Genomic DNA, 26356 nt, shown 5'->3' with positions numbered 1-26356 from the left:
AGGTCACCGCAGTTGTCAGCCCTTGCGCCACCGCTGGTTCGAGCTGCCGGCGCAGTCCCAGAGCTGGAGCTTCGCGCCGTCGGCGGCGTTCAGGTCGACGATGTCGACGCACCTGTTGGCCTGCGGGTTGACCAGGTCACCCGCGGCGCTCAGCACGAACTGCTGGGCTCCGGTGCCGTTGCAGGTGTAGAGCTGGACGGCCGCGCCGTTCGCGGTCGAGCCGGCCGCGACGTCGAGGCACTTGTTGTTCTGGCTCCTCAGGGTGCCGCCGGTGAAGGTCCACTTCTGCGCGTTGGTGTTGTTGCAGTTCCACATCTGCAGCCGGGCACTGTCCACAAAGTTCGAACTGGGCACGTCGATGCACTTGTCGTTGAGCGAGCTGATCACGGATACCGCGGAAGTGGTGTTTCCGCCGCCGCCACCGGTGAACGGCGACAGGATGATGCCGGCCGAGCGGGGATCGCCGTCATGCACCAGCGACTCGAACGCGCCGACGTCGTCGAAGGCGAACGCGTACGCCTTGCCGTCAGTCATGTTGGCGTGGATGACCTTCGCGTACGTGTTGGTGGGGTTGTTCTTGTAGAAGTCGGCGGCGTTCAGGCTCGGCTGGGTGTCGATGGTGCCGAGCGTGCCCCGGTTCAGCGCCGCGCAGAGGGTGCGCGAGATCGGGCCGACCACCTGGTCGTTCGGTGCCGGCAGGTCGCCGTCGCAGCCCCACACGCTGGCCGACGACGGCCGGTTGAAGCGGGCCACCACGGCGCCCGACGAGTTCGTGAAGGTCATCACCGTGCCCGAGGTGCGGCCGAAGTAACGGGTGTTCGGCTGGTCCCCGAACGGCACCACGGTGAGCGTCTTACCGGTGTACGCATTCCACGCCGAGGCGATGTACGAGTCGAGGTAGGTGCTGCTGAGCAGGCCCGCGCCGGCGGCCTTGCCGGGGGCGAGCACGCGCAGCACGGTGCCGTCCGAGCGGGTGCGCACGGTGTTGGCCCAGCCGGACGTGTTGCGGATCGTGTTGATCACGTTGTCCCGGCCGTTGGCGACCACGTCACCGGTCCGCTTGGTGGCGCCGTTGCTGCCGGTCACCGTCACCGCGTGCGGGATCGCGAACATGTCCACCTGCGAGCTGTTCAGCCACAGGCCGGCGTCGTTGTAGGTGAACTCGCTCCAGTCGAACAGGATGTTGGCGTTGGCGTCGCCGCCGGCCCACGGTGCCGGTTGCACCAGGCCGTCCGGGGTCAGGAAGAACTTGAGCTTCTCGCCCATCGAGAAGTAGACCCGGCCGGAGAAGCCGCGCGGGAAGTTGATGGTGCTGGTGCCGCCGTTGCCGGCGCCGGGGATGGCGACGTCGGGCGCGGCGACCGGCGGGAGCGCGCCGCCGCTCCACGCCGTGAAAGTGCCGGCCTGGTTGACGTAGCCGAGCCGGCCGGAGGACAGCTGGACGCCGATGACGTAGATGTGGACCGCGTCGGCGCGGCCGCTGCTGTTGGTGATGGTGACCGGCAGGATGGCCGGCCCGACGGCCTGGGCCGCCGGCGGGGAGACGGCGGCCGTGACCGGGATGGCCAGGGCCAGCGCGGCGAGGACGCGGAGACTTCTTCTTCGCACGGGGGAGACACCTCTTTCCGCAGGTGGGGGACGGAGAGCGCTCTCACCAGCTGACAATTGTTAAGACTGTGTGTCAATAGATGCGTACGGATGCCGGTGTCCACGGGCAAACGTCGCGTCAAACGGGCATAGGGTCGGCCCATGAGTGAGATGCGCTATCGCCGGCTCGGCACCTCGGGCCTGGTCGTGTCCGTGGTGGGGATCGGCTGCAACAACTTCGGCCGCAAGCTCGATCTGGACGGGACCCGGGAGGTCGTCGACGCGGCCCTGGACGCCGGGATCACGCTGTTCGACACCGCCGACATCTACGGAACCCCGCACGGGTCCTCCGAGGAGTGCCTGGGCGCCGCCCTCAAGGGCCGCCGCGACGAGGTGGTGCTGGCCACCAAGTTCGGCATGGACATGGGCGGGCTGAACGGCAACGACTTCGGCGCCCGCGGCTCCCGGCGGTACATCGTGCGCGCGGTCGAGTCGTCGCTGCGCCGGCTCGAGACCGACCACATCGACCTCTACCAGATGCACCGGCCCGACCCGGCCACCCCGATCGACGAGACCCTGGCCGCCCTCGACGACCTGGTCCGGTCCGGCAAGGTGCGATACCTGGGCAACTCGAACTTCGCCGGCTGGCAGATCGCGGACGCCGACTGGACCGCCCGGGCCGGCAACCTGACCCCGTTCATCAGCGCGCAGAACCACTACAGCCTGCTCCAGCGCGGTGTGGAGGAGGAAGTGGTGCCGGCCTGCGAGCAGTTCGGCCTCGGCCTGCTGCCGTTCTTCCCGCTCGACTCCGGCCTGCTCACCGGCAAGTACCGGCGCGGCGAGACGCCCGCGTCCGGCACCCGGCTGTCCCTCGACCGCTACCGGCGAGTGCTGGAGAACGCCGACTGGGACACCGTGGAGGCATTGACCGCGTTCGGCGCCGAGCGCGGCCACAGCCTGCTCCACGTGGCGATCGCCGGTCTCGCCGCCCGGCCCGCGGTGGCCAGCGTGATCGCCGGGGCCACCACCGCCGAGCAGGTGCAGGCGAACGCCGAGGCGGCCACCTGGCAGCTCACCGCCGAGGACGTCGCGGCCCTCGACGACATACTCACCTCCTGAGAGGTCACTCACACAGGTGGTCTCGTCCAAACGGACGGTTCGTCGTTGATGCGCGGCGCTGGTACTTTCGCACGCGCACATCAGGACTGTCCGTTTGGATGACACTTGTCTATTCATAGGCGGCACGCGCTGTTCCTGGTCGTGGTCGCCGGGGCAGTGGCGCTCCGGGTCTACTACCAACTGACGTATCCGCATGCCTTCTTCTTCTCGGACAGCCTCGACTACATCAGCGCCGCCGCGGACAACGAGCCCTACCGCATTCGCCCGTACGGCTATTCCTTTTTGATCAAACCCTTCGTGGGTCACCCGTACGCGTGGCTGGCACTCGCACAGCACGTCGTCGGCGTCGCGGTCCTGGTGCTCGGCTACGTCTTCCTGTGCCGCCGCGGCGTCCGGCCCTGGCTGGCCGCGCTCGCCCTGCTGCCGTGGGCGCTGGACGCCCGGGTGGTCACGGTCGAGCACTACGTGCTTGCCGAGTCGGCGTTCGTGGCCGCCACCGCGGGCGGGCTGATGCTGCTGGCCTGGCGCGACCGGCTGGGCTGGCCGGCGGCCGCGCTCGGCGGCGCCCTGCTCGCCTTCGCCGCGGTCACCCGCACCGTGGGGCTGCCGGTGCTGGCGCTGGTCACGATCTATCTGCTGGTGCGGCGGCCCGGCCTGGTGCGGCTCGCCGCCTTCGCGCTGCCGGTGGCGGCCATCCTGGGCGGCTATCTGTTCTGGTACCACCAGACCTGGGGGCCGTACGCCTTCGGCGAGTACCAGGGCCGATTCCTGTACGCGCGGGTCATGCCAATCGCCGACTGCGACCGTCTCGAACTCACGGCCGAGCAGCGCAAACTCTGCATGCCGGAGGCACCGGCCAGTTGGGACCAGCGCCCCGACCAGTGGTTGTGGAGCCTCGCCAGTCCGGCCCGGCGCCTGTACCCCACCGTCGAGGGCGATCCGGTGCTCGCCGAGTTCGCGTACACGGTGATCCGGCAGCGGCCCGCCGCGTACCTGGGCATGGTGGCCGAGCAGACGTCGTGGCACCTACGGATGCGGGCGCCGGTCACCGACATCGGCCACTGCCTGACCCTGCAGTGGGTGCCGCCCGCGGAGCCCGGCGGTGTCTGCCAGCCGCGCTACTACCTGCCGGCGAACAGCCCGAAGGACAACCCGCCGCCGGCCTTCGTGGTGGACAACGCGGACGCTCGCGTGCTGCACGCGTACGGCCGCTTTGTGGTTATCCCCGGCCCCCTCTATGCGATAGCCGCAGTTCTGGCCCTGGTGGCAGCGGTCTGGCGCCCGCGGCGCCGCTCGTGGCGCCCGGCCGCGGACGCGCTGCTGTTCACCGGCGCCGGCCTCGGCCTGATCGCCGGCAGCGTGGCCACCAGCCTTTTCGACTACCGCTACGCGGTGCCGGCGGTGCTGCTCGTGCCGCTCGGCCTGGCCCTGTCTGTCACCCGGATCGCAGCCGCTTCATCCACGCACGCCGAAAGCGAGATCCCATGTCCTCCAGCGGTGCCCATTTCGCCGGCGACAACCTCGAAGTCACCGTCCTCCTCCCCTGCCTGAATGAGGCCGAGACCTTGGAGACGTGCGTCCGCAAGGCGCTCGGTTCGCTGACCCGGCTGGGCGTGCGCGGCGAGGTGCTGGTCAGCGACAACGGCTCCACCGACGGCTCGCCGGAGATCGCCCGCCGGGCCGGCGCGCGGGTCATCACGGCCCCCCGCCGCGGCTACGGCGCCGCCCTGATCGCCGGCATCGAGGCGGCCCGCAGCCGATACGTGATCATGGCGGACGCCGACGACTCGTACGACCTCACCGACCTGGGCCCGTTCATCGACAGCCTGCGCGCCGGCCACGACGTGGTGATGGGCAACCGTTTTCGGGGCGGCATCGCACCGGGCGCCATGCCCTTCCTGCACCGCTACCTGGGCAACCCGGTGCTGTCCTGGCTGGGCCGCCGGCTGTTCGGCCTGCGCAGCATCGGCGACTTCCACTGCGGCATCCGGGGCTTCGACCGGCACCGCATCCGCGACCTCGACCTGCGGATGCCCGGCATGGAGTTCGCCTCCGAGCTGGTGGTGCGCGCCGCGCTGAACGGCTACGACCTGACCGAGGTGCCCACCACTCTGCGCCCCGACGGCCGCAGCCGCCCGCCCCACCTGCGCACCTGGCGCGACGGTTGGCGGCACCTGCGCTTCCTGCTGGTCTTCGCCCCGCGCCGGACCCTGCTGTGGCCCGGCACCGCCCTCTTGCTGACCGGCCTGCTGGCCACGATCGCCCTGGCCACCGGGTCACGCACGGTGGCCGGGGTGCGCTTCGACGTCAATGCCTTGGTGTACGCGTGCCTGGCCGTCCTGGCCGGCGCACAGATCGTTCTGTTCGGCGCGTTCGCGGAGCTGTACGGCCAGTTCGAGGGCCTGGTGCGCCGCGCGAAACCCAGCCCGTGGGTGCGCTGGCTGAGCTTCGAACGGTCCATCCTCTTCGGCGTGTCCCTCATCCTGCTGGGCCTGGCCGGCACCGGCGTGGCGCTGGGCGAGTGGGGCCGGCACGGCTTCGGCGACCTGGACCCGAGGGGCACCATCCGCCTGGTACTACCGTCCGCGACGGCGATCGGGCTGGGCGCGATCGGGGTGTTCTCCGGCTTGTTCGCGAGCCTGCTGACCCTGAGGGGCATGCGCCCGGAACCGGCCCGCGCGGCTCTCCGCTCCGGGCATGCGCCGGTGCCGCGCCAGGCGGGCCCCACCCAGGTCGACCAGCCGGTGCACTGACGGCCGTCGCGCGCTGCCCCCGCCCACAGCCGTCGCGCCCTCCATCAGCACTGCTCAGCGACCGCGGCGTCCACCTCAGCCCGCCCCGCAGCCGTCCCGCCGCGCAGCCGTCCCGCCGCGCAGCCGTCCCGCCCCGCAGCCGTCCCGCCCCGCAGCCGTCCCGCCCCGCCCCGCCCCGCCATCAGCCCACTCCACGACCGTCGCGCCCTGACCGCCAGACCCACTTCCGGTCTTCCCAAGCCCGATATTTCACGATATCTATTGCTCTGACCCCCAGCAGGGGAGCCCATCGCGGTTCAGCGCGCGACCGACCTGCTTGACCTTGTCGAATTCGAGTTCCGCGCGCACGGCCTGTCGACAAGATTGGCGGGCCAGCATCGCCCATCGCTCAAACCTGTCGAACTCTCGCACCCCGCAGTTCGACAAGATCTGGACCGCCAACACGCCCGGTTCAGTCGGCGACGGTGACTATTCGGCAGCGGCGAGCCAAACGGTGCAGGGTCAGGCCCAGCAGCAGCAAGGCGATCCCGGCGGCCGCGAACCAACCCGTGGAAGCTCCGGTCACCGGCAGACCGCCGCCCTCGCCTGAGGCGGTCGACTGCACCCCGATGGCGGCGCGGTCGTTGGACCGGTCCGGGTCCTGGACGCCGCCGTCGACAACCACCGCTCCGGGCTTGGCGGCCGGGTCGGTGATCTCGGCGGTGAAGGTGAAGAGGTGGCTCGCGCCCCGGCCCAGATAGGTCAGGATGAAGCACGTGTAGACGCGGCCCCCGATGGTGCCCGCGGTGGCGAAGTCAAAGGCGGTGCCGGGCACGCAGTTGTCGTCCACGGCGGTCAGGCGGACGCCGGCCGGGATGGTGACCCGGACGGTTTGGAACCAGGTCAGGCTGGGCGGGATCACCGCGGTCGGGCCCTCGTTGCGGACGCCCACCTGGATCGAGGCGCTGTCGCCCACCGCTCCCCGAAAAGACGCGCCGATCGCGGCGGAGTCGGCCGTCGATTTGCCCACCTCTACGCCGAAGGTCTGGATGTTGTCGTCCTCGTTGATGTCCCCGGCCGGCGGGGTGGCCGACATCCGGAGGGTTGGTCCGGACTTTTCGGACAGGTCTTCGAGCGCCTGCGGGGGAACTCCCACCACGGCAACGGCTGCGGAGTACTTGTACGGGCCGCCGGCATCGGGCGCGACCTTGATCTGGAGCGGGGTGGCGGACGGCAGCGAGAACGTGGCGCCGGCCGGGAACTCCTGCTCGAACAGGCAGACCACGATGCTCAGGTCGGGATCGGCGTCCACCGCGCAGTTCCGGTACTTCGTCAAGCCCTGCAGACCAGGCTCGGCCACCATCACCAGGCCGATCGCGTCCACCCGCTCGGTGCCGGCGTTGCGCACCGCCACCGGCACGTCGGCGGTCTGGCCGCGGCCCAGCCTCAGGTCGTCGATCGGGGCGAGTTCCAGGTCGAGGCCGCCCTTGGCGCGCACCACGGTCACCGGCGACTGGTAGCCGAGCACGCCCTCGGCGCCGCCGACCGTGACGTCGAAGGTCGAGGTCAGCGCGGTGGCGTCGGCCGCGGGCGTGAGGGTGAAGGTGAACCTGCGGGACCCGCCGGGGGCCAGGTCGCCGACCTCGCAGCCCTGGGCGCCGCAGCCGGCCGGCACCTTCAGGCCGACCGCCGGGTCGACCGGGTGGACGGCGCTGCCGAACTGGAGCACCACCGCCGTGGCCGTGGCCGTGCCGGCGTTGAGCACCGTGGCGGTGACCGACTTGGTCGTCCCCTCGATCACCGTCACCTGCTCGGGGACCAGCACCCCGACGAGCGGCACCTCAAAAGTCGGCTCGGCGAAGGCGGGAGCAGAAACGGGAGCGGCCAGGACGGTCAGGGCCAGGACGGTCAGGGCCAGGACGGTCGTGGCGGCGGGCAGGCCGAAGTGGCGCAGGCGCATGTGATTCCCGTTTCCACTGGTCGAGGGGTCCCGGGAGCGTAGGGCCTGTGCCCTTGAAGATCAAACTTCGGCGAAAACCGGGCCGGAGCCCAGTGCGGGCACCTCGCCGCGGGCGGTGGCGCGGCGGGCGAACTCGCGGAGGCCGGCGATCTGCCGCTCGCCCAGCGAGAAGTCCAGGGCGCGGAAGTAGGTGGCCAGGGTCGCGGCGTCGAACGGCTCCCAGCGGGCCGCCGCGCTCGCCACCTCGTCGAGTTCGCCCAGGCACAGGTCACGGGAACGCTGGAAGGCCTCGTGCACGTCCTTGACGGCTCCCGGGTTGGCGGCCGCGTAGTCGCGCCGGACCGCCCACACCGCGAACACCATCGGCAGGCCGGTCCACTCGCGCCAGGCCTCGCCCAGGTCGGTGACGGTGAGCCCGTGCCGGGGTGCCTCGTAGAGCGCGCGCAGGGCCGGGTCGCCGATCAGCACGCCGGCGTCCGCCTCCATCAGCATCTGGGTGAGCTCGGGCGGGCAGCGGAAGTACCGCGGCTCGGCGCCGTACCGATCGGCCAGCAGCATCTGGGCGAGCAGCACACCGGTCCGCGAGGTGGACCCGAGCGCCACCGGGCGGCCGTCCAGTTCGGCGAGCGGCCGGGTGGAGATCAGGTTGACCGAGAGCACCGGCCCGTCGCTGCCCACCGCTAGATCGGGCAGCAGGAGCAGGTCGTCGGCGTGTCGCAGGTATTCGACGAGCGTGATCGGGCCGATGTCCAGGTCGCCGGCGACGAGGTCGGCGCTGAGCCGGTCGGGGGTGTCCTTGCGCAGGTCGACGTCGAGCAGGGCGCCCGAGCGCATCAGACCCCAGTAGATCGGCAGGCAGTTGAGGAACTGGATGTGCCCGACCCGGGGCCGACCGGCGCTGTCGCTCATGCTCCGACGCTATCCCGCACCCGCTCGGGATCGACGGTGGGCTGGGGTGTTTCGCGTCGCACCACCATCAGGCACGTTACCGCGATGATCAGACTCAGCGTGGCGGCCGAGGCGACCAGCACCCGAGGGTCGAAGCGGTCGACCAGCGGCCCGGCGGCGGCGAGACCGAGCAGCCCGGCGGCCTGGACGGTCGAGCCCAGCGCCGCGAAGGCACGACCTCGCGACCGGCTCGGGGCACGGCTGGCGACGATCACCATGACCAGCACGTTGGTGCCACCGTTGCCCATCCCGCCGATGATCCAGAGGGGGATCAGCCAGGGTGCAACGCTCACGCTTGCACCAAGGAGCAGCGGTACGCCCGACACGACCACGGTGAGAAGGACGGCCCGCACGGTCATCAGCCGGCGCGGTAACCGGGCGAAGACCACCGTCCCGACCAGCATCCCCGCGGTCCAGGCGGCCTCGACCAACCCGTAGACCGTGGTGGACGCGCCGAGCGTGTCCCGTACCAGAAAGACCATCAGCACGTTGATCGAGCTCATCGCGGCGACCGAGGCGGCCAGCACGCCGATCATGATGCTGAGCGTGCGGTCGTCGCGCACCCGGTAGGGCACCTGCGCCGCGGTGACGCTGCCGCCGCGGTGGTGCCGCCGGGTGCGCAGGGCCAGGCCGGCAACCACCAGAGCCAGGTACGAGGCGGCGTCGATCAGCAGCGGCAGGCGCGGCCCCATCTGCCCGACCAGAACCCCGGCCAGCGCCGGGGCGACCATCATGCCGAGCACCCCGGCCGTCTGATAGATGCCGCTGGCCTTGGCCAGGTCCCGCTCGGCGACCATGTCCGGGAGCAGCGCGGACAGCGTGGGCTGCACGATCGCCAGCCCGCAGGCGAGCAACGCCACCAGCCCGATGATCGCCACCGGGTGGTCGGTGCCGGCCAGCACCAGGCAGACCAGGGCCTGCCCGAACCCGGCGACCACCAGGACCCGGCGGCTGTCCACCCGGTCGGCGATCCGCCCCGCGACCGGCACGAGCAGGGCCAGCGGCAGGCTGGCCGCCACCATGAGCCCCGAAATGGCGAGGCCGCCGTGCCCGGCGCCCTGCAGCACGAGGGCCAGCGTGGTGGCCGCGAGGAAGTCACCGCAGACCGAGACGGCCCGCGCCCCGGCCGCCAGATAGACGTCACCCCAGCGAGATGTGAAGGACATACTTCGAAAGCATTCCTTCACACCTCCGGAAACGCCATGTAGTTGACCGCAACTTTTCGTGCACCTTCTGGAGCCGTGTCCCGCCGGTCCCGCAGCCGATACGGCTCGAGCAGGTCGCGGACCTGCCCGTTCAGCTCACGAAGTTCGTCCGGCGTGAGCAGCAGCCGCTGCCCCATCATGGCGCTGGCGCCGCGCCATTCCGCCGGCTCGTCGTCCTGCCGCTCCACCCATTGCCGTACGCGGGCCAGGTCGCGGTTCAGATACATGTCGATGAGTGCGTGCGAGGCCGCCCGGGTGTCCGGCCCGTCCGCCGGGTCGGCGTCGATGTGCACCCCCGTGCCGACGCTGCGCCAGACCCGTTCCCGCCCGTCCCCCCGGCTGGGCGCCTGCTCCACCAGCCCATACTTGGCAAGCTCACGCAGGTGATACGAGGTGGCACTGGGTGACAGCCCGACCATCCCCGCACACTCGGTGGCGGTGACCACGGCTCCGGTGTCATGCAGATACTCAACAATCTCAATGCGCGCGGGATGCGCCAGAGCCCGCATCACCCGCGGGTCGGTGATCCGCACCCCACCGCTCCTGGTACGCCAGTCAGCCATAAAGCCATTCTCACGCCAGCGCCGGGAAACAAATCAGGGGCACCCGATGAGGTACCCGAGGTGCTTTCGGTACCGAGGAGGTCATGATGGCGACATCCAGCACGCCCCGCCGGCAGGCGCCACTCAAGGTCGATCCGGCGGTTGACGAACTGATCGCCAGCGGCGCGAATTTCCTCGGCATGACCAAGAAGGACCTGGTCGTCGAGGCAGTTCAGTTTTACCTCGACGCGCGGCGCGACGAGATGCGGCGTCGCATGCGCAACCTGATGCACCCACTCGACGACACCCGCGCCTCCAGGGTCGCCCTGCTGAGCGGCCTTAGCCGGGACCAACTCGACCGACTCGGCGGTGCAGCCGAGGAGAAGGACTAGATCCACAGCCATGCCGTCCGCCCGCCCGCCCCACCCTGCGATGCCTCCGCGAAGATCTCAATCTCCCGGACCGCACCCGAGCGCATCGCTGCCATCGATGACCTTGTGCTGTTCAAGGCCAAGATTCAGCGTTGGCGCGGCGCGGTGTGGATCGACGGACCGAGCGCTGACCTCCGCCACTGGCTCGTCGCGGCGGGCCAGAGACATGACGGCGCGAGCACCGACTTCTACGCCCGACTCGCCGCCGGCGCTACCGCTGCGCGGGGAGATCCTCTACGACGGACAAGGTTCGTAAATCGCTGGACAGGTGGTGGGGCGGGCGTAGTGTGGAGGACCGCTTGACGGCCGTGGTGAGCATGCACCGCAGCGGACGTCCCCCGCGCCGGTGACCGCCGTGCCGGTCCCGGATACGCGAGCAGCCTGCGACGGACTGCCGAGGATGACCCCGTGCCCGAAACAATCGATCTCGACAACGAACTTGCCGCCGAACGACATCATCTGACCGAGTCGCGGGCTGCCCTGCGGCGCATGCGGGATCGGGCGGAAGCCCTGTTCGGCGTGGGTGACAAGGTTGCCGGGGACGCCTATACCGCCGAGCAGCTCGGCCGGCACATGGCGCGCCGGGTGGCCGAACTGGCCGACGACCCTGGTACACCGCTGTTCTTCGGGCGGCTCGACTTCGACGACTCGTCGTATCACGTCGGGCGCCGGCACGTGGTCGACGACGCCGGCGAACCGATGGTGCTCGACTGGCGGGCGCCGCTGTCCCGCCTGTTCTACCGGGCCAGCGTCCGTGATCCGCAGGGCGTCGGCACCCGGCGCCGGTTCGGCTTTGTCCGGGGTGAGCTGACCAGCTTCGAGGACGAGCACCTGGACCGCGGCGAGGAGCTCGGCACCAGCAGCCGCATCCTGACCGCCGAGATCGAGCGGCCCCGCGTCGGGCCGATGCGCGACATCGTGGCCACCATTCAACCCGAACAGGATGAGCTGGTACGCGCGGAGCTGACCGACTCGATCTGCGTGCAGGGAGCGCCGGGCACCGGTAAGACCGCCGTGGGCCTGCACCGGGCCGCCTACCTGCTCTATCTGCACCGGGAACGGCTGCGGCGCTCGGGCGTCCTGATCGTCGGGCCGAACACGGCCTTCCTCTCGTACATCTCTGCGGTTTTGCCTGCTCTTGGCGAAGTTGAAGTGCAGCAGTCAACCGTCGACGGGTTGATTGACCGGCAGCCGGTCCGTGCCGCCGACAGCGAGGCGGCGACGCTGGTGAAACACGATGTGCGGATGGCCGAGGTGCTGCGCAGGGCGCTCTGGCGGAAACTGGCCAAGCCGACCGAGCCGATCATGGTTCCGGACGGCTCGTACCGCTGGCGGATCGACCCGGAGCCGCTGCGGCGGATCGTCGACGAGGCAAGGCGAGAGCATTTGCCGTACGCGATCGGGCGCGAACGGGTGCGCGCCCGGGTGGTGGGGCTGCTCCAGCGGCAGTCCGAATACCGCACCGGAAACTCGCCGGGCGAACCCTGGCTGCGCCGGATGGGCAAGGTCGCGCCGGTCACCGAGTTCCTCGACGCGGCCTGGCCGGCGGTGACCGCGGAGGGCCTGGTGGTCGAGGTGCTGACCGATCCGTCGGTGGCCGAGGGCATCCTGACCGCCGAGGAGCAGGAGGCGATCCGCTGGGTCAAACCTCCGCGCACCGTCAAGGCGGCCCGGTTCAGCGCCGCCGACCAGCTCCTGATCGACGAGGTGGCCGGCCTGCTCGAACGCGAGACCAGCTTCGGTCACGTGGTGGTGGACGAGGCGCAGGACCTTTCCCCGATGCAGGCCCGGGCGATCGCGCGGCGCAGCGAGCACGGCTCGATCACCCTGCTCGGCGACCTGGCGCAGGGCACCGCACCGTGGGCCGCCGCGGACTGGCGGGACACCCTCGGCCACCTGGGTAAGCCGGCCGCGTCGGTGGTGCCGCTGACGATCGGCTTCCGGGTGCCCGCGGCCGTGGTGGCCCTGGCCAACCGCCTGCTGCCGGCGCTTGCGGTGCGCGTGCCCGAGGCGGTTTCGCTGCGCCGCGACGGTGACCTGGCGATCATCGCGGTGCCCGATCCGTCCGAACTGGACAGCGCCACCCTGGTCGAGGTGACCGCGGCGCTGGAGCACGAGGGTTCGGTGGCGTTGATCGCGGCCGACTCGGCGGTGGAGCGGCTGCAGGGGCACCTCACGGCCGCGGGCATCGAGCACGCGACGCCCGACGACGTCGAGGCCGAGGCGCGCGTCACGGTGGTGCCGGCCACGGTCGCCAAGGGTCTCGAGTACGACCACGTGATCGTGCACGAACCGGCGGACATCGTCGCCGCCGAGCCGCGCGGCCTGAATCGCCTGTACGTGGTGCTCACCCGCGCCGTCTCCCGGCTGTCGGTGCTGCACGCGAAGCCGCTACCGGCTCCGCTCGGCTAGGCACGGGATCAGCGCCGCGGCGCCCGGGTTCGAGTGCCGCGGCGCGTGCGGCCAGGGGACGGGCCCGGTCTTCAGAGCGGTTTGACCCAGCGCGACCACTCCGGTTGGGCGGCGTAGCCGCTGGCGGCCCACACACCGTGCGCGTCCGCGTTGTCGTCGAGGACCATGGCGTCGGCCCGGCCACCGCCGAACGCCCAGAAACGTTCCTCGGCCGCTGCGATCAACCGCCGGCCCAGGCCCTCGCGTCGCCGGTCCGGGCGCACCGCGAGCCGGTAGAGGTGACACCGCCAGCCGTCCCAGCCCACGATGATCGTTCCGATGATCTCGTCGCCGTCGACCGCGACGATCAGCGCCTCGGGATCGCGCCGGTGCAGCGCCAGCACAGCGTCCACAGTGTCGGCCGGCCGATGTCCGTTCTCGGCCGCCGTGTGCCAGAACGCCAGCACCGCCCCGAACTCGTCGACCCCCGCCGCCCGCAACACAACCTCCCCCATGCGACGAGCCTAGGACGCTTCCACCCGTACGGCCGACCGCTTTTCCACCACCCGGAAAGCCGCACCGACCCACCGGGCCGGCCCCCACCACCCCCCGTCAACTTTATGGCACAAACCTCTTTGACTTTATACGGTAAAGTTCTTTGCATGACACCTACCGACGACGACGCCCCGCCTCTGGACCCGGCCGAGTCGCTCGCCCTGATCGAGCGCGAGCGGGCCAACCTCGCCCGCTCGCTCACCCCCGACCCGCGGCTGATGCTCTGGCCGTGGGGGTTCGCCTGGCTGATCGGATTCGGGCTGTTCTTCCTGCGGTTCGGGCCGGACGGGCGGGTCTTCGTCGACCTGCCCGACTGGCTCCCGCTGGTCGCCCTGATGACGCTGTTCATCGTCGCCGGCATCATCACCGGCGTCGCCGGCAGCCGCTCCAGCCGGCAGATGGCCGGGCCGACCAGCCGCCAGGGATTGATGTACGGCCTGACCTGGTCCATCGCCTACTCCGGACTGTCCGCCCTGTTTGCCCAGTTCAGCGGCGACATGCCGAATGAACAGCTCGGACTGCTCTGGGCCGGCGGCATGGTGGCGCTGACCGGCGCGCTGCACATGGCCGGCGGCGCGATCTGGAACGACCGCAACCTGTTCATCCTCGGCGCCTGGACGAGCCTGGTGAACGTGGCCGGCATCATCGCCGGACCCGGCTGGCACTCGCTGATCGTCGCGGTCGGCGGTGGCGGCGCCATGATCGCGGCCGGGGTGATCGGCTGGATGAGGCTGCGATGACCGACGGCGCCGAACTCGACCCGGTGATTCACGCCCAGGCCCGGCTGCGGGTGGTGTCCGCCCTGTCGATCCTCAACGACCACGACAAGATCGCCTTCCCACGGCTGCAGGACGAGCTGCGGATGACCGCCGGCAACCTCTCGGTGCACCTGCGCAAGCTCGAGGACGCCGGATACGTCGAGGTCACCAAGACCCATCACGGCCGCACCCCGGCCACCCTGGTCCGGCTCACCAGACGTGGCCGGCTCGCCTTCGACGACTACACGGCGGCACTGCGTGCTCTGCTGGACCCACGGGAGAAAACATGATCCTGGCCCGCGCGATCGACGTCAGCCGCAGCTACGGCAGCACCCTCGCGCTCGACCACGTCAACCTCGAGATCTCCGCCGGCGAGCTGGTCGGCCTGCTCGGTCCCAACGGCGCCGGCAAGAGCACGCTGCTCAGCCTGCTGACCGGCATCCGCCGGCCCACCTCCGGCCGGGTCGAGCTGGGTGGTGGCGACCCGCGCCGGCCGGCCAGCCGCCGGTTGCTGGGCGTCACCCCGCAGGAGACCGGGGTGCCCGCCTCGCTGCGCGTCGGCGAGGTGGTGGATTTCGTACGCGCACACTTCCCCGACCCGATGGGCCGGGCCGAGTTGCTCGACCAGTTCGGGCTGTCCGATCTGGTCCGCCGGCAGACCGGTGGCCTGTCCGGCGGCGAGAAGCGGCGGCTGGCCGTGGCCCTGTCCTTCGTCGGCAAGCCGCGGATCGTGCTGCTCGACGAGCCGACCACGGGACTCGACGTGGAGGCCCGGCGGGCGCTGTGGGACGGCATCCGGGCGTTCCACGCGGGCGGCGGCACGGTGCTGCTGACCAGCCACTACCTGGAAGAGGTGGAGGCGCTCGCCCGGCGGGTGGTGGTGATCGGGGGTGGCCGGGTGCTCGCCGACGACTCGGTCGCTGCGGTCCGCGGTCTCGTCGCGATCCGCCGGGTGAGCCTGGCTTCACCCGTACCCCTGCCGCGGTTGGCCGGCGTAGCCGGTGTTGATCGTGAGGGTGACCGGACGCACCTGCTCACGCCGGACGCCGACCGCCTGGTCCGGGATCTGGTGGCGGCCGAGGTGCCGTTCACCGACCTGGAGATCCGCCCCACCTCGCTCGAGGAAGCCTTCCTCACCCTGACCAGCCGGAGGTCCTGATGTCGTCGCTCGCCCTCACCCACGCCAAGATCCAGATGATCGAGACCTTCCGGATCCCGATCGCGGTGATCGGCAGCGCGTTCTGGCCCGCCGCGTCGATGCTCGCCTTCGTGGTGCCCTGGGTCGGCGACGACGCGCAGTTCGCCACCTACGCCACCGCCTCGATGATCACATTCGCGGTGATGAGCACAAACCTTTTCCAGTACGGGATCGGAGTCGCCGAAGATCGGGCGCAGCCGTGGGAGCCGTTCGTCCGCACCCTGCCGGCCGGCGCCCTCCCCCGGTTCGCCGGCCGGTTGCTCGCCGGGCTGGCCCTGATGGTGTTCGCGCTGCTGCCGGTGGTGCTGATCGCCGCGCTGTTCACCCCGGCCACGCTCAGCCCGCCGGCGATGCTGCTCGCGATCGGCGCGACGGTCGTGATCGCGGTGCCGTTCATCCTGATGGGACTCGCGATCGGCTACTCGCTGCCGCAGAAGGCCGCGATCGTGGTGGCCCAGGTGCTGTTCTTCCCGCTCGCGTTCGGCGGCGGCCTGATGTCGGCGCCCGGCGGCGCACCCGGTTTCATCGAAGCGATGGCGCCCTATCTGCCGACCGGCGCCGCGGTCCGGCTCATGTGGGCAGCCGTCGGTGACTATCCGTTGGAGCTCGGTTCCGCAGGGTCGCTGGTTGCCTGGATTGTCGTGCTAGGTGCCGTTGCGACATGGGCCTATCGACGGGACGAGGGTCGTCGATTCAGCTAGAACCATGACACTTAAGCCCATCGAAAGGTAGGCAATGGAACGATGCGCACATGAGCGCATCGACGCCCGGCTCTCCCGCATGGGTTGATCTGGGAACTGCCGATCTCGAGGAAGCGAAGCGTTTCTACACCGCTCTGTTCGGCTGGACGGCCGACATCTCCGGCGAGGAGTACGGCGGGTACACGACGTTTCTGCTCAACGGACTCCCAGTGGCCGGGGCCGGCCCACTTTTCGGTGAGGGCCAGCCAACGGCGTGGAGCACGTACATCGCCACCGACAGCGCCGACGCGGTGGCCGCCCGCGTGACGGCCGCCGGCGGCAAGGTCCTGGTAGCCCCGTTCGACGTGATGGACCAGGGCCGGATGGCAGCCTTCCTCGACCCGTCCGGCGCCCCGTTCAGCGTCTGGCAGGCAGGCTCGATGCGCGGCGCGGCCCTGTTCGACGTGCCCGGCGCGCTGACCTGGAACGAACTGAACACCAGAGATCTGGACGGCGCCTGCGCGTTCTACGCCGCGGTGTTCGGCTGGGCGTTCCGCAACAGCGAGATGGTCGGCCTGCCCTACATCGTCGCCAAGCTGAGCGAAACCGCGATCTGCGGCCTCCAGTCGATGGTCGGCGACACCTGGCCGATCGACACCCCGGCCCACTGGATGGTGTATTTCGCGGTGCACGACACGGACCGCTCCACCGAACACGCGGTCGCCCTGGGCGGCCGAGTGATGCAGCCACCAACCAGCTTGCCGATCGGCCGGTACGCGGTGCTGGCCGATCCACAGGGCGGCGTGTTCTCAATCCTGGCCAGCAACCGCTAGAGAACTTCCAGGTTCGAGGTCCGCGCGACTCCGGTTCGGCGGCAGTCCTGGCCCAGCCCGATCATGTGGAGTTCGTGTTCCGGCGGGACAGCGATTCCACAAGATCTGCTGTCGGCGGGCGGAATGGGCGATAAGCGAACTTGCGCCGTGAGCTATCCCGGATCGCGGCAGTCATCCACTGCTCAGGATGACTGCCGCGATCCGGGACTCTGTGCCGGCAGCGACACGCGCACCCCGGTCGTGGCGTTGGTGCCTTTCGGGAATATCGGTCCGAAGTGGCGTCATGTGGCCGGAACCTGACCACCCACGTGGGCTGAGCTCGGCGAAAGGCGGACCACCGCCGGCTGGTTGCGGACCGGTGGCGCGAACGTCACCGGTTCCGTGACCAAAGGCATGAGCTGGGTCGCGCGGACCACGACCCCGGAAGCTGTCTAATCCGCGGTATAGGGATCCTCCGGAATCAGCCGGATGCCAGCCGGGATTTGTTCGGCCCGCTCCTCGTCCGTCGCGTCGAAGCTCAGCATCGGCGCGCCGGACGGGATACCCACCCGATGCAGGAAAATGCCGTTACGGCCGACGTCGCACCATAACGTCGCGAAGCCGATCCGATCCTCCGGATCGCCGGTGTAGGTGATCCGGAGCTTGCCGCCGTCGCCGTCCGGACAGGGCACATCGACCGGGGCGGGCCAGGCGTCACGAATCCTGGTGAAGGCGTCGAACCACGTCTCCCAGTACCGCTGCGACTCCGTCATCTCGGGCATCAGGCTCACTCCGCTTCGAGCAGGTGCTTGTGCTCCCGCCACCATTTCTTCTCAAAGGCGTACGCCCGCCGCTCATAGGCCTCGCGTGCCACATCGTCCCAGGGATACGGCAACCCACTGTGCAACTCGTCGAGGTGGAACCTCTCGTGCGCCAAGGTGCGTGCCAACTGTTCCTCGTCGACGAACGCGTCGCGAGCCAGCGTGATCGAGCCATTCGGCAGGGTGACGCCGTACAACTCCTTGCCCGAACCGGAGCCGCGGCGAAGCTTGTCAAGCGTGAAGCTCACCCCGTGCATGTCGATTCCGTACTTCGCCGCGACGGTAAGCACGTTCTGCCTGGTCATCAAGATTTTGACTCCGTTGCGGGCGATGCCGTCGCCCTGACGCAGCAGGCCGACCTCGTCGGGGGTGGAGCGAAGACGGGCGACCAGATCCTGAACAGCCTCCCCGAGCTGCCGGACGAGCGACCCGAGATTGCGCAGACTGCCGATCAGATCCCGCAGCCAGCGCCCGATCCGCGCCGCCCACGATGCGCACAACGTGGCCACCTGCTCGACCACCAGTGGCGTCGCGAAACCCATCGTGGCGCCCAGCTCGACGGCGTACACGATCAGCCGGGACACCACGGTCGCGATCGCGTCGCGGACCATCGTCCGGACCGAGGCGATCAGCAGGCCGGCGCCCTCGGTCATCTCCGCCATCGTGCCGGCTGCCCGGCCGAGAGCCTCGAGCGCCTGGTCGCGATTGTCGATCCAGATCCGGTACGCGTCGGACGCCGCGCCCTGCCATTCGCTCAGATCGAAACGGACCGCCCGGGCCAGCTCGTCCGACTCGGCCCGCATCGTCGCCGCCACGTTGCGCCATACCTGCGCGTGCCCGGCGATCGCCGCCGGGTCGCCGGCCAGCCAGTCGAGAGCCTCGGACAGGGGCTTGACGTGCTCGATCAGCCACGCGATGCCGTACTGCAGCAGGCCACCGAGCGGGTCCGACACCAGGGCCAGCGCGTCCAGGCCCGCACTCACCGCGCCCAGGCCGCCGTCGACCCAGCTGCGGTCGCGGACGCCCTGGGCGATCAGCTCGATGTCTTCGGCCAGCCAGACACCCGACCATGGTGGCGGGTCCACCGTTCCACGCTAAGCAGAGCGGTCAACGCGTCCGCGGACCGGGACCACGAGCGGGCCGTGTTCGCCCTCCACCACCCGGACCCGGACCCGGTAGTGCGTTGCCAGGTTGGCCTCGGTCAGCACCTCGCGCGGCGGGCCCGCGGCCACCACCCGGCCGGCGGCCAGCAGCACCATGCGGTCCGCGTACTCGCCGGCCGTGGACAGGTCGTGCATGGTCGCGAGGACCGTGAGGCCGCGTTCGGCGCGCAGGTGGTCGACGAGTTCGAGCACCTCCTGCTGGTGGCCGATGTCCAGGGCGCTGGTGGGCTCGTCCAGCAGCAGGATGCGGGCGCCCTGGGCCAGGGCCCGGGCCAGGAAGACGCGTTGGCGCTCGCCGCCGGAGAGGGTGTCGAGGCGGCGGCTCGCGAACCGGGACAGGTCGAGCGCGGCCAGCACCTCATCGACCATCTCGAGGTCGGCGGCCGACTCGCGGCCGAGTGGGGGGACATAGGGGGTACGCCCCAGCAGGGTGTAGTCGAAGACGCGCATGGCGGGCGGGACGACCGGGTTCTGCGCGACGCCGGCGATCGTCTTGGCCCGTTCCCGGCGGGGCAGGCGGTCGACCGGGACACCGTTCAACTCCACGGTGCCGTCGAAGGGAACCAGGCCGCCGATCGCGCGCAGGGCGGTGGACTTGCCGGCACCGTTCGGGCCGATCACGGTCACCCACTCGCCGGTCGCCACGTCCAGGTCGACGCCGTCCACGATCAACGTCTCGTCCAGGCGTACCCGCAAAGCCTTGACGGCAATGGCCTGGCTCACGACGCGGCCGCCCGGGTGGTGCGCAGCACGACGATGAAGAACGGCGCGCCGAAAAAGGCCGTCACCACCCCGATCGGAATCTCCGCCTGGCCACCGGCGGTGCGGGCCAGCAGGTCGGCCAGCGCCAGGAAGGCGCCGCCGAACAGCACCGACAGCGGCAGGATCGAGCGATAGCTGGAACCGGCCAGCAGGCGCATGGTGTGCGGCACGATGAGGCCGACGAAGCCGATCAGGCCGGACACCGAGACGGCCGCGGCGGTGGCCAGCGACGCCGCAATGATCAGGATGTAGCGGCTGCGCTGCGGGTGCAGGCCGAGGCCGGTCGCCTCCTCGTCACCGACCGTGAGCACGTCGAGTTCGCGCCGCTGGAACAGCATGATCGCACCGGTCACCGCGGCGTACGGCAAAATCAGCAGGACGTCGTGCCAGCCGGCGGTGGACAGCCGGCCGAGCAGCCAGGAATAGATCTCGCGCAGCGTGTCCATGTGCTGCTGCATGAGGTAGGTCTGCGCGGCGGCCAGGAACGACGACACCGCGACCCCGGCCAGGATGAGCGTGGCCGGCGACCGGTCGCGACCGCCGGCCGCGCCGAGCAGCCAGGTCAACGCCACCGCGATCAGCGCACCGACGAACGCGGCGACTGGCACCCCGAGCGGCTGTCCGCCGGTGGCGTCGGCGGAGCGTACGGCCACCACCGCGGTGACACCCAGGCCGGCGCCGGCCGCGACGCCGAGCAAGTGCGGGTCGGCCAGCGGGTTGCGGAACACGCCCTGGAACGCCGCGCCGGCCGTCGCCAGCATCGCGCCGACCAGCAGGCCCAGCACCACCCGCGGCAGCCGCAGCTCGGTGACGATCGCGATCTCCCGCTCGGTGAGGCCGCTGTCCAGGTGCACTCCGGGGATCAGGTTGAGCAGTTCGGCCGCGACCGCCGCGGGTGGCAGGCCGACCGGGCCCAGGGCCAGGCCGGCCACCATCGCGATCAGCACCGCGACCACGCCTCCGACGAGCCAGACCGGTCGCAGCCCGGCGGGTCGCACCCCGGCCCGGGCCTTCGGCCGATCGGCCTCCGGCCGGCCCGTGCGGAGGCCGGTGGTCACGCCGGGACCTTGGCCACCGCGTCTGCCACCGACTGCACAAGATCGACCGTACGGGGGCCCCACCGCGAAGCGATGTCGTCGTCGAGCGGGTAGATCTGCCCGGCCTTGACCGCGGTCACCGCGCCCCACCCCTGGCGGGCCGAGACGGTCTGCGGCGACTGGTTGCAGCACTTGGTGTCGGCCAGGAAGACGGTGTCCGGGTTGGCCTTGACCAGCGCCTCCGGCGACAGCTGCGGGTAGCCGAACTTGCTGCCGTCGGCGTCCGCCGGGTCGGCCACGTTGGTCATCCCGAACATCGCGAAGATCGAGCCGACGAACGTCTTCGAGGTGAGCGTGTACAGCTCCGGACCGAGTTCGTAGTAGTAGCTGAGCGGCTTGCCACGGGCCGGCACCGACTTGACGATTTTGTCGATGTCGGCGGCCATCTGCTTGGTCAGCGCCTCGGCCTCGGCCCGGTGGTCGGTGAGCGTGCCCAGTTCGGTGATCTCGCGGTAGGTGTCGTCCATGGTGGTCGCGGCCGGAACAATGAAGACCGGGATCTTCAGCTGCTCCAGCTGCGACACGATCTTGTCGCTGTCGGTGGAGAGCACCACGAGGTCGGGGTTCTTGGCGGCGATGGCCTCGGCGTTCGGCTTGAACCCGGACAGGTCGGTCTTGGGCGCGTCGGCCGGGAAGTTGGACTGGTCGTCGACCGCGGCGACCTGCGGCCCGGCCCCGATCGCATACAGCATCTCGGTGGTGGTGGGCGACAGCGAGACGATCCGCTGCGGCCGCTCGGTCAGGGTCACCTTGCCGACCGTGACCGGGTAGGCGGCGCCGGCCGAGGCGGTCGTCTCGGGTTCGTCGGCACTGCCACACGCGGTGGCAACAAACAACAGGGCGGCGGCGACCGCCGCGGTGAGCACGCGTTTCATGGGGTCCTCCGGTCGGCTCGGCTGCGGTGGTGCTTCGCCGACAGGACCTCCGGGCCCGTCCGCGAGGCGCCCCTCCCCGAGAGCGCTACGTCGCGACCGGCGCCCAGGCGACCTGGCTGGTCCTCCCATTTCTCGTCGGGAGGCATCACAGTTGCGGGACAGCGCCGGATTCGCACCGGCTTCGCTGGGACGCGGTCTCTCGCACGCTATCCCACGCCGCCGACCGGATCGGCGCGGGATTCGCCTACTTCTTTTCGTCGACCTTCTTGTCGTCGACCTGGGCCGCCTCCGTTGTCGCCTCCGGCGCGGGCTGGGCGGCGCGGTCGCCCGCGGCCACCGCGTCCTCGTCGCCGGCCAGGGCGGCACGCAGGCGCTCCTTTTCGGCGCTGCGGCGGCTCGCCGAGGCGGCCAGGCGGTCGCTCATCTCGTTGCGCCAGCGGGCCAGCAGGAAGTAGGACAGCACGGCCGAGATCAGCAGAGCCACCATCGCGCTCACCAGTATGTTCAGCGGGAGCGGCTGGAGCAGCACAAACACGATCACGAACAGGGCCAGCCGGCCCAGCGTGTACTTGAGGTACGGACTCATCTATCTCTTCCTAACCCGCGCGTTGGCTCAGCCACCGGAGGCCGTAGAACCAGATCAGGCAATACACCAGCGTGCAGGCGCCGGCGCCGACGAAACCGCTCACCAGCGCGGGGAAGATCGGCGCAACCAGACCGGCGACGGTCATCCCCACGGCCACCCCGAAGCCGGCGGCCAGGGCGGCCACCACAATCCGGTGCGCGCCCCAGCCCACCGCCCGGAACTCCTCGGTGAACAGCCACAACGGCAGAATCATGATGATCCAGCCGCTGGTGTTGCCGAACGACGCGACCCGGGTCAGCGCCAGGATGGACTCGAAGATCAGCAGCAGGACGACGCCGATCACCAGGCCGGCCAGCGCGGTGCCGAGCAGATCGCCGATGGTGGCCAGGCGTCCACTGGGGTCGCGGCGAGGGCGCCGCTCACTCTTCGTCTCGGTCATGACACCTGAGAGGGTACGCCGTGCCCCTACGCCCAGACCTGCTGCGGCTCGCTGCGCCGGTCGGCGAGTGAGGGCGCCTTGTCATACTCCCGGACCACCTCGTAGCGCGTGTTGCGCTCGACCGGCTGGAAACCCGCGTCCCAGATCAGGTTGAGCAGGTCGTCGCGGTGCATGGTGGTGGGCGTGCCGTACGAGTCGGCGTCATGAGTGATCTTGTATTCGACGACCGAGCCGTCCAGGTCGTCGACCCCGAAGTTGAGCGAGAGCTGGGCCACCGACAGGCCGTGCATGACCCAGAAGCACTTGACGTGCGGCACGTTGTCGAACATGAGGCGGGACACCGCGAACGTCTTGAGCGACTCGGCCGGCGCCGCCATCGTGGTGCGCTCCTGGATCCGGTTGCGGACCTTGCCGTCTTTGGAGTCGACGAAGTCGTGCTGGTAGCGCAGCGGGATGAAGACCGCGAAGCCGCCGGTCTCGTCCTGTAGCTCGCGCAGCCGCATGACGTGGTCGACCCGGTGCCGGCGCTCCTCGATGTGGCCGTACAGCATGGTGGCCGGGGTCTTCATGCCCTTTTCGTGGGCCAGCCGGTGGATGCGCGACCAGTCCTCCCAGTGGCAGGCGTGGTCGACGATGTGCTGCCGGACCTCCCAGTCGAAGATCTCGGCGCCGCCCCCGGTCAGCGACTCGAGCCCGGCGTCCATCAGCTCGTCGAGGATCTCGGACGCCGGCAGGCCGCTGATCTTTTCGAACCACTGCACCTCGGTGGCCGTGAAGCACTTGAGCTTGACATTGGGCAGTGCCGCCTTGAGCTCGCGCAGCACCTTGGGGTAGTAGCGCCAGGGCAGGGTCGGGTGCAGACCGTTCACGATGTGCAACTCGGTGAGCTGCTCGTCCTCCATCTCCTTGGCCTTGCGGACGGCCTCGTCGATGCGCATCGTGTACGCGTCTTTCTCGCCGGGCTTGCGCTGGAAGGAGCAGTACGCGCAGCTGGCCGAGCACACGTTCGTGAGGTTGAGGTGCCGGTTGACGTTGAACATCACGCGGTCACCGTTCATCTCGGTGCGCTGGTGATGGGCCAGCTTGCCGAGCCAGGCCAGGTCGTCGGAGTCGTACAGTGCGACGCCGTCCTCGCGGGTCAGCCGCTCACCCGCATAGACCTTGGCCTCGAGCTCACGCTTCAGTCCGGCATCCATGGAGACCCCTTCCATCCTCGCCGTCGAGCGTACGTCCCACCCCTGACAAGAACACGACCGCCGGGTCCAAGGCGGTGCAGGTCACGATCGGGTAGCAGAAAAATCTTCAGAATTCCCAGACATCTTTCATCTCCGATCGATCGACATGCGTGTCAAGGGTGAGGTATTCAGTTAGGGGGACGACAAGCGACCGGGTGATCACCGAGCGCGGACGGGGAGCACATGTCGACGGGAAGGCACCGAGCCGGAACTGGAGGAGCACACGCAGCGCCGCCCTGGTGGCGACCTGCGGCGTACTCTGCTGCCGCCACCGCGGCCATCGCGGCTCTGTTCAACCCGGTTCCAGCCTTCGCCGCGCCGAGCGTGCCGCAGGTGCCGGCCATTCCCGCGGTGCCCGACGTCGGCTCCCGGCCGATCCCGCTCGGCACGCTGACCCTGCCGGGCCAGTCGCCCGGCAGCACCCCGAGCCCGACACCCGGCCTCACCGGGGTGGCGCTCAGCCCCGTACTGCAAAAGATTGAAAAGGGCCGGGCCGAGATCGCCACCCTCGGCGACCAGCTCATCGTGCTCGGCCAGGACCGTGACCTGGCACGCGACCAGCACGCCGCCGCCCAGCTCAAGCACAGCCAGGCCAACGCGGTCCTCCAGGAGGCGCAGACCAGGGCCGCCGACGCCGCGGCCCAGTCGATGCGCGAGGCCGCCTCGCTGCCGCCCGGCTCATACCAGACCGGCCTCTCCGGCCTCGAAGACCTGGCCCGCCTCCAGCGCGGCAGCGGCAACTCGCAGGAGGCCGTGGCCCGCACGCTGGTGGCCGCGCAGTCCGCCGTCCAGGTCGCCCTCGGCGAGGAGACCCTGGCCCGCCAGCGCTACGACGAGCTGGTCGACAAATACAACAAGGCCAACCTGCAGCTCAGCAAGAAACAGGCGGCTCAGCAGGCGCTCGAGCTCCGGCACGCCGACGAGCTGACCGCGGCCGAGACCTCCGAGACCGCCGCCGACAGCCGGCTCGGCGCGCAATACCTGGCCGGCGCCGAGGCCGGTCGCGGCGCCGACCCGCGCGCGCTCCAGGCCCTGCAGTACGCCGTGGCGCAGCGCGGCGACCCGTACGTGTGGTCCGAGGAGGGCCCCGACCAGTACGACTGCTCCGGTCTCATGTACATGGCGTACCGCCGGGTCGGGTTCCCGCTCCAGCGGGTCTCCCGCGACCAATACCTCCAGACCATCAACAAGGTCGTCGACCGATACTCGCTGCTCCCCGGTGACCTGCTGTTCTTCAGCTACTCCAACAGCTGGCGCGGCATCCACCACGTAGCCATGTACGCCGGCAACGGCATGATGGTCGAGGCACCGCGCAGCGGCCTCAACGTCCGGCTCGTCCCGGTCCGCTGGACCAGGCTCTTCCAGGCCACCCGCGTGTTCGGCTCGGTCGAGGGCATCACCGAGGGTCCCGACCTGGGCGCCCCCGACCCGGAGCCGACGCCCGGCCCGTCCACGACGCCGCCGCCTGCCACCACGACGCCGCCGTCCAACCCCGGGACGACGCCGCCCACCAGCAAGCCGACCACCCCGCCGACGACACCGTCGACGCCGAGCACGCCACCGACCACACCGCCCACCACACCGCCGAGCACGCCTCCGTCGTCCTCGCCGCCTCCGCCGACCACCACGCCGCCGGATCCGGAACCGACCACCACGGCCCCCGAGCCGACCACGGCGGTGCCCACCAGCGCGCCGCCGAACAGCTCCGAACCGACCACCGCGACGCCGAGCGGCAACGGCTCCGGCACGGCCAGCTCGAGTTCGGCCGGAGCATCGCAGACCGGGTCTGCCTCGTCCTCGTCCTCGTCCGCCAACTGACGCCTCCTACCGGGCGGCAAAAGATCGCCTTTCCGGTGGTTACGGACCGGTCACGTGGGTGGCCGGGTTGATGCCGGGTGCGCTGACGAGCACGGATATGGCACGGTAAAGCAGACGCCCGACGTCCGAAACGTTCGGCACGCGGCGGTCGGGAGGGTTCATGGACGAGCGGCAGGCGACACCGGGCGGCACCGGCGGCAAGCCGACGACCGGTGACGACCAGGAGGCGTACGCTCCTCCGCCGCCACCGGCCCCGGGTGCCCTCTGGGCCACCCCCGCCGACCGCGATGAGGCCGACCCGGAAGCAGCAAAGAGCGAAGCCAGCACCTCCACACCCAACGGCGCCGCCAAGGCCGCTGCCACCGCTTCCCCGGCCGACCTCGCTCGCCGCGACAAGTCGCTTAAATCCGACTTGCCGTCGACCGTGAAGGGGCGTCCGAAGGGGTCGGCCTCGGTCAACGGCGTGGGCTCAGCCTCGGTCAACGGCTCCGGCTCAGCCTCGGGCGGCGGCTCAGGCTCAGCCTCGGTCGGCGGCTCAGCCTCGGTCGGCGGCTCAGCCTCGGTCGGCGGCTCAGGCTCAGCCTCGGGCGGCGGCTCCAAGGAGGCGACGCCGGTCGATTCGTCCGCCTCGGACACCGGCAA

Annotated in this window: 26 protein-coding genes and 1 riboswitch; of the genes, 11 read left to right on the top strand and 15 right to left on the bottom strand. The window is 70.3% G+C overall.

Annotated elements, in window-relative coordinates; all coding sequences use genetic code 11:
* Positions 1–15 precede the first annotated feature (15 nt).
* Positions 16–1608, bottom strand: coding sequence for a beta-1,3-glucanase family protein (locus Ari01nite_RS28310; RefSeq protein ID WP_203785240.1), 1593 nt, complete (start codon positions 1606–1608; stop codon positions 16–18).
* 141 nt (positions 1609–1749) lie between these two features.
* On the opposite strand from Ari01nite_RS28310, the gene Ari01nite_RS28305 reads away from it, so the two are divergent.
* The 3 genes from Ari01nite_RS28305 (at position 1750) to Ari01nite_RS28295 (ending at position 5459) form a co-directional block, all read left to right on the top strand.
* Complete coding sequence (locus tag Ari01nite_RS28305) at positions 1750–2706, top strand: aldo/keto reductase (RefSeq protein ID WP_203785239.1); 957 nt, start codon at positions 1750–1752, stop codon at positions 2704–2706.
* A gap of 105 nt (positions 2707–2811) precedes the next feature.
* On the top strand, positions 2812–4257 hold the full coding sequence (locus Ari01nite_RS28300) for a phospholipid carrier-dependent glycosyltransferase (protein ID WP_203785238.1): 1446 nt from the start codon (positions 2812–2814) through the stop codon (positions 4255–4257).
* Positions 4191–5459 (top strand): glycosyltransferase family 2 protein, encoded by a 1269-nt coding sequence (locus tag Ari01nite_RS28295; protein WP_203785237.1) that lies wholly within the window; start codon positions 4191–4193, stop codon positions 5457–5459. Before Ari01nite_RS28300 ends, Ari01nite_RS28295 begins: the two co-directional genes overlap by 67 nt.
* A gap of 451 nt (positions 5460–5910) precedes the next feature.
* Here the strand turns inward: Ari01nite_RS28295 and Ari01nite_RS50120 are convergent, their stop codons facing one another.
* The 4 genes from Ari01nite_RS50120 to Ari01nite_RS28275 are packed head-to-tail and all read right to left on the bottom strand — an operon-like array spanning position 5911 to position 10114.
* Positions 5911–7398: an LPXTG cell wall anchor domain-containing protein gene (locus Ari01nite_RS50120; protein WP_239163094.1), complete on the bottom strand. Its 1488-nt coding sequence runs from the start codon at positions 7396–7398 to the stop codon at positions 5911–5913.
* Between the two features lie 60 nt (positions 7399–7458).
* On the bottom strand, positions 7459–8307 hold the full coding sequence (locus tag Ari01nite_RS28285) for a menaquinone biosynthetic enzyme MqnA/MqnD family protein (protein WP_203785236.1): 849 nt from the start codon (positions 8305–8307) through the stop codon (positions 7459–7461).
* Positions 8304–9512, bottom strand: coding sequence for an MFS transporter (locus tag Ari01nite_RS28280; protein ID WP_203785235.1), 1209 nt, complete (start codon positions 9510–9512; stop codon positions 8304–8306). The genes Ari01nite_RS28285 and Ari01nite_RS28280 overlap by 4 nt, the downstream gene beginning before the upstream one ends.
* 17 nt (positions 9513–9529) lie before the next feature.
* Entirely contained in the window at positions 9530–10114 is a 585-nt protein-coding gene (locus tag Ari01nite_RS28275; RefSeq protein WP_203785234.1) for an ArsR/SmtB family transcription factor, read from the bottom strand.
* Between the two features lie 86 nt (positions 10115–10200).
* Here Ari01nite_RS28275 and Ari01nite_RS28270 point away from each other — a divergent pair, with 86 nt between their 5' ends.
* Entirely contained in the window at positions 10201–10485 is a 285-nt protein-coding gene (locus Ari01nite_RS28270; RefSeq protein WP_203785233.1) for a hypothetical protein, read from the top strand.
* A 447-nt stretch (positions 10486–10932) separates the two neighbouring features.
* Positions 10933–12936, top strand: coding sequence for a HelD family protein (locus tag Ari01nite_RS28265; RefSeq protein WP_203785232.1), 2004 nt, complete (start codon positions 10933–10935; stop codon positions 12934–12936).
* A 71-nt stretch (positions 12937–13007) separates the two neighbouring features.
* Here Ari01nite_RS28265 and Ari01nite_RS28260 read toward each other — a convergent pair whose 3' ends face one another.
* Entirely contained in the window at positions 13008–13430 is a 423-nt protein-coding gene (locus Ari01nite_RS28260; protein ID WP_203785231.1) for a GNAT family N-acetyltransferase, read from the bottom strand.
* A gap of 147 nt (positions 13431–13577) precedes the next feature.
* Here Ari01nite_RS28260 and Ari01nite_RS28255 point away from each other — a divergent pair, with 147 nt between their 5' ends.
* The 5 genes from Ari01nite_RS28255 to Ari01nite_RS28235 are packed head-to-tail and all read left to right on the top strand — an operon-like array spanning position 13578 to position 16939.
* Positions 13578–14210 carry a transporter gene (locus Ari01nite_RS28255; protein ID WP_203785230.1) on the top strand — a complete coding sequence of 211 codons (633 nt, stop codon included), beginning with the start codon at positions 13578–13580 and terminating at the stop codon, positions 14208–14210.
* Complete coding sequence (locus Ari01nite_RS28250) at positions 14207–14518, top strand: winged helix-turn-helix domain-containing protein (RefSeq protein WP_203785229.1); 312 nt, start codon at positions 14207–14209, stop codon at positions 14516–14518. The genes Ari01nite_RS28255 and Ari01nite_RS28250 overlap by 4 nt, the downstream gene beginning before the upstream one ends.
* Positions 14515–15387 carry an ABC transporter ATP-binding protein gene (locus Ari01nite_RS28245; RefSeq protein ID WP_203785228.1) on the top strand — a complete coding sequence of 291 codons (873 nt, stop codon included), beginning with the start codon at positions 14515–14517 and terminating at the stop codon, positions 15385–15387. The genes Ari01nite_RS28250 and Ari01nite_RS28245 overlap by 4 nt, the downstream gene beginning before the upstream one ends.
* Positions 15387–16127, top strand: a complete 741-nt coding sequence (locus tag Ari01nite_RS28240) for an ABC transporter permease (RefSeq protein ID WP_203785227.1) — start codon at positions 15387–15389, stop codon at positions 16125–16127. The genes Ari01nite_RS28245 and Ari01nite_RS28240 overlap by 1 nt, the downstream gene beginning before the upstream one ends.
* A 50-nt stretch (positions 16128–16177) precedes the next feature.
* A complete protein-coding gene (locus Ari01nite_RS28235) occupies positions 16178–16939 on the top strand; it encodes a VOC family protein (protein WP_203785226.1) in 762 nt (253 codons plus the stop codon).
* A gap of 431 nt (positions 16940–17370) precedes the next feature.
* Here the strand turns inward: Ari01nite_RS28235 and Ari01nite_RS28230 are convergent, their stop codons facing one another.
* The 8 genes from Ari01nite_RS28230 to mqnE form a co-directional block, all read right to left on the bottom strand.
* Positions 17371–17700: a hypothetical protein gene (locus tag Ari01nite_RS28230; protein ID WP_203785225.1), complete on the bottom strand. Its 330-nt coding sequence runs from the start codon at positions 17698–17700 to the stop codon at positions 17371–17373.
* Positions 17701–17705: 5 nt separating this feature from the next.
* Positions 17706–18824, bottom strand: coding sequence for a WXG100 family type VII secretion target (locus Ari01nite_RS28225; protein ID WP_203785224.1), 1119 nt, complete (start codon positions 18822–18824; stop codon positions 17706–17708).
* A 9-nt stretch (positions 18825–18833) separates the two neighbouring features.
* Positions 18834–19625: an ABC transporter ATP-binding protein gene (locus Ari01nite_RS28220; protein ID WP_203785223.1), complete on the bottom strand. Its 792-nt coding sequence runs from the start codon at positions 19623–19625 to the stop codon at positions 18834–18836.
* A complete protein-coding gene (locus Ari01nite_RS28215; protein ID WP_203785222.1) occupies positions 19622–20722 on the bottom strand; it encodes a FecCD family ABC transporter permease in 1101 nt (366 codons plus the stop codon). The genes Ari01nite_RS28220 and Ari01nite_RS28215 overlap by 4 nt, the downstream gene beginning before the upstream one ends.
* Positions 20719–21636, bottom strand: a complete 918-nt coding sequence (locus Ari01nite_RS28210) for an ABC transporter substrate-binding protein (protein ID WP_203785221.1) — start codon at positions 21634–21636, stop codon at positions 20719–20721. The genes Ari01nite_RS28215 and Ari01nite_RS28210 overlap by 4 nt, the downstream gene beginning before the upstream one ends.
* A 111-nt stretch (positions 21637–21747) precedes the next feature.
* Positions 21748–21816: riboswitch (cobalamin riboswitch) on the bottom strand.
* Between the two features lie 64 nt (positions 21817–21880).
* Complete coding sequence (locus Ari01nite_RS28205) at positions 21881–22222, bottom strand: DUF4229 domain-containing protein (protein WP_203785220.1); 342 nt, start codon at positions 22220–22222, stop codon at positions 21881–21883.
* 10 nt (positions 22223–22232) lie between these two features.
* Positions 22233–22661 (bottom strand): hypothetical protein, encoded by a 429-nt coding sequence (locus Ari01nite_RS28200; protein WP_203785219.1) that lies wholly within the window; start codon positions 22659–22661, stop codon positions 22233–22235.
* A 26-nt stretch (positions 22662–22687) separates the two neighbouring features.
* The gene (gene mqnE, locus Ari01nite_RS28195) at positions 22688–23857 is read right to left on the bottom strand and encodes an aminofutalosine synthase MqnE (protein ID WP_203785218.1); all 1170 of its coding nucleotides are present in this window, start codon (positions 23855–23857) and stop codon (positions 22688–22690) included.
* 372 nt (positions 23858–24229) lie between these two features.
* On the opposite strand from mqnE, the gene Ari01nite_RS28190 reads away from it, so the two are divergent.
* Positions 24230–25714, top strand: a complete 1485-nt coding sequence (locus tag Ari01nite_RS28190; RefSeq protein WP_239163093.1) for a C40 family peptidase — start codon at positions 24230–24232, stop codon at positions 25712–25714.
* Positions 25715–25753: 39 nt separating this feature from the next.
* On the opposite strand, the gene Ari01nite_RS28185 is transcribed toward Ari01nite_RS28190, so the two are convergent.
* Positions 25754–26350, bottom strand: a complete 597-nt coding sequence (locus Ari01nite_RS28185) for a hypothetical protein (RefSeq protein ID WP_203785216.1) — start codon at positions 26348–26350, stop codon at positions 25754–25756.
* Positions 26351–26356 lie beyond the last annotated feature (6 nt).

Origin of the sequence: Paractinoplanes rishiriensis (genome assembly GCF_016862375.1) — a bacterium.
GTDB classification, from domain to species: Bacteria; Actinomycetota; Actinomycetes; order Mycobacteriales; family Micromonosporaceae; genus Actinoplanes; species Actinoplanes rishiriensis.
Note: the sequence above shows the minus strand (reverse complement) of the source record. Positions and strands in the feature narration are given on the sequence as shown.

Coding starts and splice junctions, on each gene's coding strand:
- Ari01nite_RS28305 (WP_203785239.1), top strand. CDS start 1,750: ATGAGTGAGATGCGCTATCGCCGGCTCGGCACCTCGGGCCTGGTCGTG.
- Ari01nite_RS28295 (WP_203785237.1), top strand. CDS start 4,191: ATGTCCTCCAGCGGTGCCCATTTCGCCGGCGACAACCTCGAAGTCACC.
- Ari01nite_RS50120 (WP_239163094.1), bottom strand. CDS start 7,398: ATGCGCCTGCGCCACTTCGGCCTGCCCGCCGCCACGACCGTCCTGGCC.
- Ari01nite_RS28285 (WP_203785236.1), bottom strand. CDS start 8,307: ATGAGCGACAGCGCCGGTCGGCCCCGGGTCGGGCACATCCAGTTCCTC.
- Ari01nite_RS28280 (WP_203785235.1), bottom strand. CDS start 9,512: ATGTCCTTCACATCTCGCTGGGGTGACGTCTATCTGGCGGCCGGGGCG.
- Ari01nite_RS28275 (WP_203785234.1), bottom strand. CDS start 10,114: ATGGCTGACTGGCGTACCAGGAGCGGTGGGGTGCGGATCACCGACCCG.
- Ari01nite_RS28270 (WP_203785233.1), top strand. CDS start 10,201: ATGGCGACATCCAGCACGCCCCGCCGGCAGGCGCCACTCAAGGTCGAT.
- Ari01nite_RS28260 (WP_203785231.1), bottom strand. CDS start 13,430: ATGGGGGAGGTTGTGTTGCGGGCGGCGGGGGTCGACGAGTTCGGGGCG.
- Ari01nite_RS28255 (WP_203785230.1), top strand. CDS start 13,578: ATGACACCTACCGACGACGACGCCCCGCCTCTGGACCCGGCCGAGTCG.
- Ari01nite_RS28250 (WP_203785229.1), top strand. CDS start 14,207: ATGACCGACGGCGCCGAACTCGACCCGGTGATTCACGCCCAGGCCCGG.
- Ari01nite_RS28245 (WP_203785228.1), top strand. CDS start 14,515: ATGATCCTGGCCCGCGCGATCGACGTCAGCCGCAGCTACGGCAGCACC.
- Ari01nite_RS28240 (WP_203785227.1), top strand. CDS start 15,387: ATGTCGTCGCTCGCCCTCACCCACGCCAAGATCCAGATGATCGAGACC.
- Ari01nite_RS28235 (WP_203785226.1), top strand. CDS start 16,178: ATGAGCGCATCGACGCCCGGCTCTCCCGCATGGGTTGATCTGGGAACT.
- Ari01nite_RS28230 (WP_203785225.1), bottom strand. CDS start 17,700: ATGCCCGAGATGACGGAGTCGCAGCGGTACTGGGAGACGTGGTTCGAC.
- Ari01nite_RS28210 (WP_203785221.1), bottom strand. CDS start 21,636: ATGAAACGCGTGCTCACCGCGGCGGTCGCCGCCGCCCTGTTGTTTGTT.
- Ari01nite_RS28205 (WP_203785220.1), bottom strand. CDS start 22,222: ATGAGTCCGTACCTCAAGTACACGCTGGGCCGGCTGGCCCTGTTCGTG.
- Ari01nite_RS28200 (WP_203785219.1), bottom strand. CDS start 22,661: ATGACCGAGACGAAGAGTGAGCGGCGCCCTCGCCGCGACCCCAGTGGA.
- mqnE (WP_203785218.1), bottom strand. CDS start 23,857: ATGGATGCCGGACTGAAGCGTGAGCTCGAGGCCAAGGTCTATGCGGGT.